Genomic DNA, 13140 nt, shown 5'->3' with positions numbered 1-13140 from the left:
AAAAAGTTCAAGCGGCCAAACCAATTTGCTATTCTTGGGATACCAAAAATCCTATCGAACGCAAATCGTCCCAAAAAGTCGGAAACGATTTTGAAACGACTTCGGCCTCATTTATTACAATGGAAGTTTTGAGCGCAATCGGAGCAAACGCCATAGCCATGCGGTGATCGTTGTACGTATCGATGGCGACATTGGGTTTTATGGCAGACGACGGTTTTAGCGAAAGGCTGTCATCGGTCACCGAAATATCGGCACCCAATTTCATCAATTCGATTTTCAAGGCTTCGAGGCGGTCGGTTTCCTTGATCTTGAGCGTATGCAGTCCTGTGAGTTCGCAACCGATTCCGAGCGCGAACGCGGTAACGGCAATGGTTTGGGCGATGTCGGGCGTGTGATTTAAATCGAAAGAAAGTATTTCGTCAACGACACTACTGGTTTTGGAAAGCACGACCGAGTTTTTATCGAATTTGGTTTCGACGCCAAATGATTTATAGATTTCAGAAAGCGCACTGTCGCCTTGCAGACTGTTTTCTTTGTATGACGAAAGTGTGATTTGTGTTCCGATTTCGGAAAGCGCGACGATCGAATAAAAGTAAGAGGCAGACGACCAGTCGGATTCGACGGTTAGGGTTTTGGGCTCCTCGACTGCGCTCGGAGCCACCACAATCAAATCCCCGTCGAATGAAACCTCGATCCCGATTTCCTTGAGCAAAGCAAGCGTCATATTGATATACGGAACCGACGTAATCTTACCGTCGAGTGTCAATTCCAATCCGTTCTCAAGTTTGGACGCGATCAGCAATAAAGCCGAAATGTACTGGCTGCTTACATCAGCTTTCAACGTGACTTTGTTTTGCGATAGTTTTTTCCCGATGATCTTCAAAGGCGGAAAACCTTCGTTTCTGACGTATTCTATGTCGGCTCCCAAATCGCGCAACGCATCGACAAGAATCTTGATCGGACGTTCCTGCATACGTGAAGAACCCGTTAGAATTACCGTGTGGCCTTGCTGTATCGCAAAATAAGCCGTGAGGAAACGCATCGCCGTACCCGCGTGATGAATGTCGACCACATCGGAATTCGAGGAAAGCGCCGACCGCATGGCTTCGGAATCATCCGACTCGGAAGTATTCGCCAGTGAAATTTCGGGATACAACGCCTGAAGCAGCAACAAACGGTTGGTTTCAGACTTACTGCCCGTGATTTGCAGTTCGGACTTTGGGTTCGCTTTGGATTTCCCTAACAGGATTCTCATCTCGGTATTTTTTTGGAGGTACAAAAATAAAAAAGCCATCTCAAAGACGGCTTGCTGTATGGTTTTGTTTGTGATTTATTTCAACTTTTCGTTGTTGTGGTGACGGTCGTGGTCGCGTTTGGTCTTGAGGTCCATTTTCTTGTCGAAAGACGCCTGAAGATCTACACCGGTTTGGTTGGCCAGGCAAAGCACGACGAAAACCACGTCGGCCAATTCTTCACCGAGGTCTTTGTTCTTGTCGCTTTCCTTTTCGGATTGTTCACCATAGCGACGTGCGATGATACGCGCCACTTCGCCTACTTCTTCTGTAAGTTGCGCCATATTCGTGAGTTCGTTGAAGTAACGCACGCCGTGGTTTTTGATCCAGTTGTCTACTTCTGCTTGGGCGTTCCTAATGTCCATCTAAACTTTTTTAAGTATTACTTTCTCGTTTTGCTTGGCTATCATCTGGCTGAAGAATTCTTTGAGAATTTCGTAGTATTCTTCAGAAATGACGGCTTTGTTGATGTTGTATTGAACTGTGAGCTGCAAGGTTTTCTGCTGGGGCGCGATGCTGTAAAAGAAAGTGCCGAGATTGTCCTGCATACCCAATTTTGCTTCTTTCGGCACCGACTCCACCTCGTAACCATCGGGGATCTTGATGCTGATGACGTATTTGTCCTGATACGGAAACACAAAATCCACGGGATATTCGCGTTTGTCTTGCGTAAACGGACTTTTCGCCAAAGATAAGAACAACATCGGAGAGAAATAAATCTTGTCGCCAATCAAATCTGCAAGTCCCGAATGGTGAAACGTATACGATTCTGTTACCGGCTTGGCAAGATTGTCCCTGTTGAGCACGTCGTAATCAGAAATTTCGAGACCCGAAAAACGCTTTTCGGTTTTGTCGGCACAAAGTTCCTTACCCAAATCTGCGTAGGAGTCACGGTATCTCAACGCGTGATGCTCGAAATAATTGTCGCGTGCCTGCCCGTCTATCTGGCCATCGGGCGTAAGCGTCGCCAATACCGTAACCATCTTGCGCGAGAATTTTTCGGGTTCAAGCGAAACAGTATACGAACCTTCTTTTTCGTTGAACAAGCGGCCTTTGTCGTTGATGGCCCTCACGGGAAGGATATTGGGTTGCGCATGTTTGTCTGAAGCATCGAGCAAGTGAAGTTCCTCCCCTATTTTGACGCCGCAAATCACATAATCGAAAGCGGTAAGGCTCGGAAAACTGTAGATGCCGTTTTCGCGTGTGCTCAACAAAATCGGGTCAGCCTTGAGGCCTGAATGCCTTAACATCGAGGTAAGCATCAAATTTATTTCCGCAATGTTTCCGATTTTATTCTTATAAGCGGCGCGTACGCCGTCGTCGCAGGAATACCCCATATACTTGTTCCAGACCATGCGCGATTGGACGTAATTGAAGAGAATATTCATTTTTTCGATGTCTGTTTTGCCGTCAACCAACGGTTTGATGTCTTCTTCGAAATAATTCGTACGCTTGAGTTCGGGGCCGAAATCTTCGTCTTCGAAAACATGCCCGCCAACGCTTGCCCAATCTGTCGAAAAGCGGTGCAGGATGTTATAGGAATCGGTATAGCCCGAAAGCTCACACTCTATATGTGATCGGAAATTGTCAATGTTGGTCACGTATTCTTCCTCTTTCATCGCCGCAACATCTTTCAAAGTATACGTCGTTTTCTGGACTTGGCTTCCGTAGGCTTCGGTGATTGTTTCTTCCCTGATTTCAGGATTCAGCGAGCCTCTTATCAGTTTACTGTATTTGAAATCTGAAGGAAGCCTGAGTTCGTATTGCACGTAATCTACCGGAATGTCGTTCTGAAAATAAAAATCGCGCAATCGCCCGATCGAATACGTCGTTTTGACGATCCTATATTCCAGAATAGATCCTTCTCTCACGTTGGGCAACACAAACTTTTTGGAGCGGATTTGCTTGGTGACTTTGCTTTCGAATTCGCTTTCGCCTTTGAGCTTTGTCTTTTCGACCTTACCATTCACAAGGTTGTACGTCGCGGCTTCTTTTACCGAAATACTGCCGCCGCGCACGTAGTAAAAATCTTCGTAGGTCGCATAATCGTACCCGTCTTTGCCGTAGACCTTTATTTTCGCTTCGGTGTCTGTAATCACCTTGATTCCACCCGCATCAAAAGAAAACGTGACCTTTGTATGTTTGTACAGGTAAGCCGCTGCCGCCGAAGAATCTTTCGGATGCTTTTTTTGTTCGAGCTCCGCAACGGTGACGTGTCCGAGTTCTGGCCTTTTTTGTGCAATCGCAATTGAAGCGCCTAAGAAAAACACGATTGCATAAAATCTCTTTGTAAACGAATCTGAAAATCTCATTCCCTAGGTTTTGATGAGTACCATTTTTGAGCTATCGGCCTTGGCAACTTGTTCGAGGAATTTTCGGAATCCCTCATATTCATTGTTCGGATAATACCCGACTTGCATCGTAAACATGCGTCTGTATCGAATCTGGTTCGGGCTTATGCTCTCGATTTCGAGACGGTAAGAACCGTATTTCTCTTTAATGGTCACGTTGGCCGGTTTAGCTTCGACATTATACCCGTCGGGAATCGAAACCGTGATTTCGTCGAGGTCGGCAAAAGGACGGGAAATCTCGAATGGGTTTTTCCTGATTTTGTAACGTTGGGGCACGTCCGAAAATTTATTGAAAGCGTTGATCTGAAAAAACAAACGGTTGTCGCGCACTTCGGCATAACGTTCGGCATTGAGCTTGAGATTTTCTGAAACTTCGGCTCTATCCTGGTCTTCGGCTACATCCATACGATCCATTTTGAGGTTGTGGATATCGAAATACGCTTTATAGAATTTATTCTTTTCGTCGAAAGAATCGCTGATCAAATGATGCCTGCCCGAATACTGTACGCCACCCGAACGGATTTCTATGTCGCCTTTGATGCTTCCGTCCGCCTGAAGAACATACGAACCTTTCGAATTCTGGGCGTTGTCTGAGTAAATGTCCGTGCGCACCAAAGCTCCTCCCGACGGTTTTACGAGTAAAGCCAGACGATCGTCTGTAAAATCGCCCAAAAAACCAAACGGCATTTTTTGGTTTGTACATTCAAGCCAAATGTAATCGTTGCCGTTCGGAATCGCCAAAATGATATGGTTGCCTTGCATGGAAACGAAATCCTGCTGCATGTCCATTTTGTCTTCATCACCGTAGACGATGGCGTAATGCGAAGGCACGTCGGCGGCTTCGAGCAGGCTACGCATGTAATTGGTCAATCCTTTGCAGTCGCCGTAACCCAATCGGTCAACGTCCTTGGCTTTCATAGGACGCCATCCGCCAATGCCAAGCTGGATGCTGACGTAACGCGTTTTGTCCTGCATGTATTTGTAGATTTTTCTGGCGCGCTTTATCGGATCTTTTTCATCGGCGACCAATGCTTTTACTTTGGTTCTAGTCTCGTCGCTGAGTTCGGTCGTTCCCGACAAAAGGTTACGGAACGCCCATGTGCTGAAGTTTTCCCAACTCGTCGCGTCGCCTTCTACACCTTCAAGATTGAATTTATCAACACCGAACATCGCATGCGGCAAGTACTTGAAAGGCGCCGCCGAAAAGGCTTCGTCCTTTATGGCGGTCACGTTCGACAGTGAAAAAGCGACCCCATCTTGCAAATATTCTTGCTTTACGTCCCATCCTTCAAAATTGTACGATTTGGATTTGAAACCCAGATCGGGGCTTGATTTGATGACGATAGCCGTTTCCTCAACACCCATATTTTTTTCATTCAACGGAATCCAGGGCGGAATAAAGGCCGTATTCTCGCTTTGCACTTCGCTTTCGTAAATTATCGTGAACGGATATTGGGTTGGCGTGTAGTCCAGGAAGACGTTTTTGTTGTCCGTGATGACCGAACCTTCAGAAACTGCCACTTCTTTGAAATCTTTCCGCTTGATTTTTTTGATTTCGACTCCGTTCGCGTCCAGGATCGTCGCAGCCACAGAACGCACGTTGTCGTATTCTGAAGCGTTGATTTTCGAAAGTCCTTGTTCGTTCAAAACCGTAACGACGCGATAGGTCTTGACCACCACCGATTTTCGCGACTCGATTTCGATCTCGATTTTTTCCTTGCGAAGCACCGCCGTCGAGTTCTCGAGCAAATCGGCAGAGATGGCGCTCACCGGAAATTCCGTTTTCTGCCCGAAACAGAGCGCGCCGGCAAACAAAAAGAAAAGGAATTTTTTTTTGATTTTCATAGACAGGACATTCCGGTTTCCAAATCAACCCGAAGATTTTTTTTAGAAAATCTTAACAGTTTGAGGTTCCAAAAATAATCGAAAAATCGACTCTCGCAATCGTTTTATTCTCTGTTTTTCGAATCTATGACAATCGTCACCGGGCCGTCGTTGAGCAGCCTGACTTTCATGTCGGCGCCGAATTCCCCGGTTTGGATTTTTCGCCCCGTCTCAGCCTCAATCGCACAAACGAACTTTTCGTAAATCGGGATGGCGACATCGGGTTTGGATGCTTTGATGTATGACGGACGGTTGCCTTTTTTGGTCAACGCGTGAAGCGTGAACTGGCTCACGACGATAATATCACCCGCCACGTCCTTGACGGATAAATTCATAACGCCGTCCGGATCTGCGAAGATGCGCAAGTTTGTGATTTTGGATGAAAGCCAGTCGATGTCTTCACTAGAATCGGCATCTTCTATACCGACCAACACCAAAAGTCCGGTCTTGATGTCGGCGACGATTTTTCGTTCTATTGTAACCGAAGCTTCAGAAACGCGCTGGACGACAACTCTCATTGTTCCTGCTCGTTTATCGCGCGTTCGTCCTCGAAGTCGTTGGTGCGATAGTGTTCGTCCTCGCCTTCAAGAATCTGGATGTAACTGCGGTAGCGCGACCACGCGATCTCGTCTCTTTCTAGCGCGTCCTTCACGGCGCAATGCGGCTCTTCTTTATGCAGGCAATTGTTGAATTTGCAGTCTTGCTTGAGTGCGAAGAATTCGGGAAAATAATCGCCGATTTCTTCTTTTTGCATGTCGATGATACCGAACCCGCGGATTCCAGGCGTGTCGATGATGCGCGCGTCGAACGACAGGTCGAACATTTCGGCAAACGTCGTCGTGTGCTGGCCTTGCTGGTGTTGCATGGAAATTTCCTTTGTTTTCAAATCCAAAGTCGGTTCGATCGCATTGACCAAAGTCGATTTGCCGACGCCCGAATGTCCTGAAAACATACTCGTTTTTCCGATCATCATGTCCTTGAGCTTGTCGATTCCTTTGCCTTCTTTGGCCGAAACGCGCAGACATTCGTACCCGATTTGCGAATAGACGTGTTGCATGTAAAGTTGCTCGTCGAGCATCGCCTCGTCGAACGTGTCGATTTTGTTGAACACGAGAACCGCTTTGATGTCGTAGGCTTCGGCCGTGACCAAAAACCGGTCGATGAAACTCGTGGTCGTCGGCGGATTGTTTATCGTCACGATCAAAAAGACCTGATCGACATTGGCCGCGATGATGTGGATTTGCTTGGACAGGTTCACCGATTTGCGCACGATATAGTTATCGCGATCGTGGATATTGGTGATCACGCCCCGTACTTCATCGGTCGTTTTGTCGAGTTCGTAATCGACGACATCGCCTACAGCCACAGGATTCGTGCTTCGGATGCCCGAAATGCGCAATTTCCCTTTGATGCGGCAATCGAGAAATTCACCCGATTCGGTCTTGATCGTGTACCAGCTTCCGGTGGATTTGTAGACGGTTCCTGTCATGTCCGCAAAGATAGCTAGTTAAGACGAAAGATAATAGCAAGACTAAAGATGATAGACAAATAGATAATAGACCTTCTCGTTCGCAAAACAGATTTGTCGTTACATCCAGACTGTCTATTATCTATTCGTCTATTATCTACACATCTGTCATCTATTATCTAAAAATCAACCATTAATCACCTTCTCCTGATGCGTAATGCTTTCCTGGTGGATCGCCTTGAAAATCTTGAGCACGAAATCTTCGGTCAGGCCTTTGGTCGAACCTTCGGCAATCATTTTGTCGAGTATTTCGTTCCAGCGTTTGTTCTGCAAAATCGCGACGTTTTTCTCTTTTTTGAGCGCACCGATCTCGTCGGCGACCTTCATGCGATTGCCTAAAACCTCGAGCAATTTGGTGTCGGCTTCGTCGATTTTCATGCGCAGTTTTGCCATTTTCGAATTGAAATCGTCTTCCTCGATCGTCATTTCGCGCATTTTCAAATCGATGAACATCTGTTTCAAAACCGATGGCGTGACTTGTTGGGCCGCGTCGCTCCAGGCGTTATCGGGATCGATGTGGGTTTCGATGATCAAGCCGTCGAAGTTCAGGTCGAGTGCTTGCTGGGCGACGTCTTTGACCATATCGCGACGTCCCGTAATGTGAGACGGATCGTTTATAAGCGGCAAATCGGGGAAACGCGATTGCAATTCGATCGGCAACTGCCACTCGGGAATATTTCTGTATTTCGTTTTCTCGTACGTCGAAAACCCTCTGTGGATCGCGCCGAGGTTGCGGATTCCGGCGTTGTACAATCGTTCGATTCCGCCGATCCAAAGCGCCAGATCCGGGTTCACCGGGTTTTTGACAAGTACGATTTTGTCCGTGCCTTCCAAAGCGTCGGCGATTTCCTGTACGGCGAACGGGTTTACGGTTGTTCGCGCGCCGATCCACAAAACATCGATATCGTGTTCAAGCGCGAGTTTCACATGGGTTGCGTTCGCGACCTCGACAGCCATCGGCAATCCGGTTTCGGCTTTGGCTTTCTGTAGCCATTTGAGTCCGATCGCGCCCACGCCTTCGAATCCTCCGGGACGCGTACGCGGTTTCCAGATTCCGGCGCGGTAAAACGAGACGTCGGAGTTTTTGAGTTCGCGTGCGATTTGCAGCACTTGTTCTTCCGTTTCGGCCGAACACGGACCCGCGATGACGAGCGGATGGTTCAGGTTTAGGGCATCGAGCCAGTTGCGTAGGGATTTATCGTTTTCCATTTTATATTTTGATTTTTTAGAGTCTATCTTAAACTTCGTTATTCGTTATTCGTTATTCGTTATTCGTTATTCGTTATTCGTTATTCGTTATTCGTTATTCGTTATTCGTTATTCTTTTTATTTCATTCGATATGTAGTTTTGAATGTTGAACAATCGATCAACGAACAACGAATGCAGAAGTGTTCCTGAATCGGTTTAATACTTCACGGATTCTTTCTTCCGAAAGACAAAGCGAAAATCGGACATATCGCTCGCCGTTGCTTCCGAAAATCTTGCCAGGCGTAATGAACACGTGTTTTTGATACAACAATTCATCCACGAAAGCTTCTGCGTCCCGAACGGAATCGGGTAATTTCGCCCAAACGAACATACCCACGGAATTCCGGTCGTACGAGCAATCGAGCGAATCGGCGAGTTCGAAAATCAGTTCGCGTCTCCTATCGTAAATTTCATTCTGCTTCGCGAACCACGATTTATCGGATTTCAACGCTTCGACCGCACCTTTCTGTATGCCGTAAAACATGCCCGAATCCATATTGCTTTTCACTTTCAGCACCGCGTCGATCAAGGTTTTGTTACCGATCGCGAACCCGACGCGCCATCCCGATAAATTGAACGTCTTCGAAAGCGAGTTCAATTCCAAAGCTACGTCTTTTGCACCTTCGGCTTCAAAAATAGACAGCGGATTATCGTTCAGGACGAAGCTGTAAGGATTGTCGTTCACCAATAAAATCGAGTACTTTTTGGCGAACGCGACCAGCTTTTCGAACAATTCCAACGATCCGTTCGCACCCGTCGGCATGTGCGGATAATTGACCCACATGATTTTCACTTTCGACAAGTCTTGTTTTTCCAAAACTTCGAAATCGGGTTGCCAATCGTTTGCTTCGGTCAAATCGTAAAACTTCGGGATCGCTCCGACGAGATTCGTCACCGAAGTATACGTCGGATAACCCGGATTCGGGATCAACACCTCATCGCCTTCGTTCAAAAACGCGAGCGAAATGTGCATGATGCCTTCTTTCGAGCCCATGAGCGGCAGGATTTCGGAATCGGAATCGGCTTCGACGCGAAACTGGTTTTGATAGAAATCGGCAATCGCCTTCCGGAATTCGGGCAAACCTTGATAACTTTGATATTGATGCGCGCCGTTGTCGTGCATCGCGTTTTGGATGGCCGAAACCACTTCATCCGAAGGCAGCAAATCGGGGCTTCCGATTCCCATGTTGATTACGGGATTTCCTTTCGAAACCAGTTCGCGAACCTCGCGCAATTTCTGTGAAAAGTAGTACTCTTCTACTGTATTCAATCTGTTGGCTAATCGTATCATCAGATTTTTTATTCTTTATTTTTATTTTTCATTCTCGTTTCTCCGACCAGCTCATCGTATTCCGGCCTTGTATTCTCCTAAAACTTTGAAATGTGTCGTCATAAGCTCCAAAATCTTCTTGGCTTTCTCGTAATGCTTGTATTTTTCGAACACAACATCGACGAAAAACGAGTATTGGAACGGTGTTTCTATGATCGGCATCGATTGGATTTTCGTTAAGTTCAATTTGGATGTCGTCATCATGTTCAACACCGAAGCCAATGCGCCCGGCGTATCGTCGAGTTCGAATTTTATCGATGCTTTGTTGATCTCCTCTTTCGGAATGACCTTGTTCTGCGTCTTGACGATCACAAATCGCGTCATGTTGCTTTTTACCGTGTGGATGCCCGAAGCCAAAACTTCCAATCCGTACATGGGCGCGGCTCTCGGACCGGCAACCGCACCGATTCCCATAAGTTTCTGTTCTTTGATTCTTTGGGCTGTCTCGGCAGTATCGCCACTTTCGACGAGTTTGATGTGCGGATATTGAGCGAAAAAAACCGCGCATTGCAACAACGCGATCGGATGCGAATGCACTTCCTTGATATCTTCTATTTTCTGTCCCGGAAGCGCCATCAAATTCATGTGGATGTTCAGGTAATGCTCGCCTATGATGTGCAAATCGTTCTTGTCGATGAGCGCGTAATTCGGGATGATCGAACCCGCAATCGAGTTCTCTAGCGCCATCACGCCTTTGTGGGCGCGGTTTTCCTTGAGCGAACGCACCAAAGCCTCGAACGACATGCATTCGTCGAGTGCGCTTTCGCCGAAGTATTCGCCGGCAACCTGATGGTGGAACGAACCTTTTATTCCCTGGATCGCTATCGTTAAATCTGTTTCCATTTCCGATTCTAAAAATTTTGGCAAAAAAAAATCCCGACTTGTGGTCGGGATCGTATCGTTTTCTGAATTAATAATCAACTAGAGCAACTATACAGCAATCCCGATTTCCTTGCGGAAATAGAAAAAATTGCTAAAATAAAACCAGTTGCTTCTCATTATGTGCATTGTCTTGGCGGCTAAATTAGAAAATAAAATGCATGCTCGCCTACAAAAGATACAACTTTTAGAAATTTTTAAGGTCTTCGCAATTTAAGTGCAAATGGATGCACAATCTGCAAACGCAAGCCGCGTTATTTTGTTACTTTTGCTCCACGCGAGGCCAATCGGCCAATCGAGACGCAGCTAAATTCACGCACATGAGTATCGAAGTCAGCAACATTTCCAAAAGTTACGGGACGCAAAAAGCGCTCGACAACGTGTCCTTTTCGGTCAAGAAAGGCGAAATCGTAGGCTTTTTGGGCCCGAACGGAGCCGGGAAATCGACACTCATGAAAATCCTGACGACGTATATCAATGCCGATTCGGGTTCGGCTGCCGTAAACGGTTTCGATGTTTCTTCCGATGAGAAATCGGTACAGAAATCGGTGGGATATTTGCCCGAGCACAATCCGCTTTACCTCGATTTGTACGTGCGCGAATATTTGGGTTTCAACGCCGATGTGTACGGAGTCGGGAAAAACCGCGTCGAGGAAGTCATCGAACTCACCGGGCTTACACCCGAAAGCCATAAAAAAATCGGACAACTTTCCAAGGGTTATCGCCAACGCGTCGGGCTTGCCAATGCGCTTTTGCACAATCCGGACGTCTTGATTCTGGACGAACCTACGACCGGACTCGATCCGAACCAGCTTGTCGAAATCCGGAGCGTGATCAAAAACGCGGGCAAAGACAAGACGGTTTTCCTTTCTACGCACATCATGCAGGAAGTAGAGGCGATCTGCGACCGCGTGATCATCATCGACCACGGTAAAATCAAGGCCGATAACCGACTCGAGAAAATCAAGGAAGTAGACGAGCAGATCATCGAAGTGGAATTCGACAAAGCGGTTTCACAAGAAGTGATCGACACGATTCCGAGCCTTCACTACTCCAAAAAGGTTTCGGACACGAATTGGGAATTGACATTCGCAACAGACAAAGACATGCGTCCGTCGATTTTTGACTTTGCACAACAGAATGGTTTGAAGACACTTCAGCTCAACCAGAAAAACAAAAACCTGGAAACGGTTTTCCGTGAGATGACTAAGAAATAATTTAGTTTTAGCCACGAATTACACGAATGCCACTAATAAATACTATCCGAATCAGTGACATCCGTGTAATTCGTGGCTACTTTAAAGTTAGTGGACGAAACGCAGCGAATGAAAAGCGGTTTCCATCAAATCGGAATGTTTTTCTTTATCATTGCTCATAAAAGTCACGATCACATCGGCCGTGTCGATTTTGTGTAAATACACCGCCGATCCATACTTCCAACCTTTTCCGAACGCACAATTGAACTCGAAAAAACTCGAGCCGCCCCAATCGGCGTTGAATTCTTTTTTGACTGCTTTTGGATCGAAGGACGCAATTTCAGTTTCATTTCCGCCCGTCATGTTCAATCCGTTGGACATGTTGATGCCAATGTAGAGTTTGTTCGGGTCGATCATGGTAACGTTCGGATCGTTGAGCGATTTTTTGTATTCGTCTAACAACGGTTTCATCGAAAAAATAGAATAGCGCACTTCCATCGTTTTGGCTTCGTTGACGATCGCGAACGAGTATTGAAGGTCACCGTTATCGATTACGGGAACGGCTTTATATCCGGCGGGCATCTCGAATTGAAGTCCGTTTTGCTCCAATTGCTTTTTGAACGCCTCTGGAATTTGGGCATGGGCCGAAAAAGCGACGAAAGCGAACAACAAAAACAGTTTTTTCATCAGTTGTCGAAAATTACGCGTCCCGACCAATGTTCTATCACATCTACAGTCGCAGGTTGGGATTTACAGATGATGTTGCCCGTGCTGTACATATTGCCCGACAACGTCTGTACCGGATGCACGATCATATCGTTGCTGCCGCGATGGAACACCTTGATTTCGTCGGCAAGCAGATTTTCGCCTTCGAATCTTCCGATTCCGTCGTAAAAGTTAAGCAACATTTGGTTCGTATGACCCGTTACGTAAAATCCGGCAACGTGGTTGCTTTCGATCACGAGCTGTCCGTTGTCGACCTCAACGTGGAAATCGCCCGTGCCGACGCCTCCGAAGAAATCCATAGAAAACAAGCGCAGGATCGGATAGTGCAGCACGCCGTCCGAAGTGATGTCTTTTTCTGTATTGGAATAAATCTCTTCTATGTTCGGAGCGGTGACGAATACTTTAGTTTGGCCGTAGGAGCGCATCAGGTTGCAGCCCGAATCGTCTTTTAACGTGAGCATGCCGTTGTCGATCTTGACTTCTACATCGTCTATGATGTTTTCTCCCGATCGGATCGTGATTTCGTAATCGGGGCCTTCCTTGACGACCAAAGCGATTCCCGTGAAAACCGAAATTTTCGTGAATGGGGTTTGGGAAACGTCTACGGCTTTGCTCGTGACCGCGCCAGTACTTTTAAAGCAACTGTCAGACGCGCCGCACGATGCGAGCGACAAAAGGACAAATAATGCGATGAATTTTTTCATA

General features: G+C 46.8%; 12 protein-coding genes. 1 reads left to right on the top strand and 11 read right to left on the bottom strand.

Annotated features, from left to right (window positions below; all coding sequences use genetic code 11):
* Positions 1-28: 28 nt before the first annotated feature.
* From aroA to HZF10_RS16905, 9 genes are all read right to left on the bottom strand, one after another.
* Positions 29-1255 carry a 3-phosphoshikimate 1-carboxyvinyltransferase gene (gene aroA, locus HZF10_RS16945; RefSeq protein ID WP_176007427.1) on the bottom strand — a complete coding sequence of 409 codons (1227 nt, stop codon included), beginning with the start codon at positions 1253-1255 and terminating at the stop codon, positions 29-31.
* Between the two features lie 75 nt (positions 1256-1330).
* On the bottom strand, positions 1331-1657 hold the full coding sequence (locus tag HZF10_RS16940; protein ID WP_176007426.1) for a nucleotide pyrophosphohydrolase: 327 nt from the start codon (positions 1655-1657) through the stop codon (positions 1331-1333).
* Positions 1658-3604: a DUF3858 domain-containing protein gene (locus HZF10_RS16935; protein ID WP_176007425.1), complete on the bottom strand. Its 1947-nt coding sequence runs from the start codon at positions 3602-3604 to the stop codon at positions 1658-1660.
* Between the two features lie 3 nt (positions 3605-3607).
* Complete coding sequence (locus HZF10_RS16930) at positions 3608-5488, bottom strand: DUF3858 domain-containing protein (protein WP_176007424.1); 1881 nt, start codon at positions 5486-5488, stop codon at positions 3608-3610.
* Positions 5489-5592: 104 nt separating this feature from the next.
* Entirely contained in the window at positions 5593-6045 is a 453-nt protein-coding gene (gene dtd, locus HZF10_RS16925; protein WP_176007423.1) for a D-aminoacyl-tRNA deacylase, read from the bottom strand.
* Positions 6042-7016, bottom strand: a complete 975-nt coding sequence (rsgA, locus tag HZF10_RS16920; protein ID WP_176007422.1) for a ribosome small subunit-dependent GTPase A — start codon at positions 7014-7016, stop codon at positions 6042-6044. Before rsgA ends, dtd begins: the two co-directional genes overlap by 4 nt.
* Before the next feature lie 165 nt (positions 7017-7181).
* On the bottom strand, positions 7182-8264 hold the full coding sequence (locus HZF10_RS16915; RefSeq protein WP_176007421.1) for a bifunctional 3-deoxy-7-phosphoheptulonate synthase/chorismate mutase type II: 1083 nt from the start codon (positions 8262-8264) through the stop codon (positions 7182-7184).
* Between the two features lie 158 nt (positions 8265-8422).
* Positions 8423-9595, bottom strand: a complete 1173-nt coding sequence (locus tag HZF10_RS16910; RefSeq protein WP_176007420.1) for a pyridoxal phosphate-dependent aminotransferase — start codon at positions 9593-9595, stop codon at positions 8423-8425.
* Between the two features lie 51 nt (positions 9596-9646).
* Positions 9647-10477 (bottom strand): prephenate dehydratase, encoded by an 831-nt coding sequence (locus HZF10_RS16905; protein WP_176007419.1) that lies wholly within the window; start codon positions 10475-10477, stop codon positions 9647-9649.
* Between the two features lie 356 nt (positions 10478-10833).
* Here HZF10_RS16905 and gldA point away from each other — a divergent pair, with 356 nt between their 5' ends.
* Positions 10834-11730 carry a gliding motility-associated ABC transporter ATP-binding subunit GldA gene (gene gldA, locus HZF10_RS16900; protein ID WP_176007418.1) on the top strand — a complete coding sequence of 299 codons (897 nt, stop codon included), beginning with the start codon at positions 10834-10836 and terminating at the stop codon, positions 11728-11730.
* Positions 11731-11817: 87 nt separating this feature from the next.
* Here the strand turns inward: gldA and HZF10_RS16895 are convergent, their stop codons facing one another.
* Both HZF10_RS16895 and HZF10_RS16890 read right to left on the bottom strand, forming a co-directional pair.
* Complete coding sequence (locus HZF10_RS16895) at positions 11818-12396, bottom strand: hypothetical protein (protein ID WP_176007417.1); 579 nt, start codon at positions 12394-12396, stop codon at positions 11818-11820.
* A complete protein-coding gene (locus HZF10_RS16890; RefSeq protein WP_176007416.1) occupies positions 12396-13139 on the bottom strand; it encodes a head GIN domain-containing protein in 744 nt (247 codons plus the stop codon). Before HZF10_RS16890 ends, HZF10_RS16895 begins: the two co-directional genes overlap by 1 nt.
* Position 13140: the final 1 nt, after the last annotated feature.

It is taken from the genome of Flavobacterium agri (assembly GCF_013401995.1).
GTDB classification, from domain to species: Bacteria; Bacteroidota; Bacteroidia; order Flavobacteriales; family Flavobacteriaceae; genus Flavobacterium; species Flavobacterium agri.
This window is presented reverse-complemented; position numbering and strand designations above follow the sequence as displayed.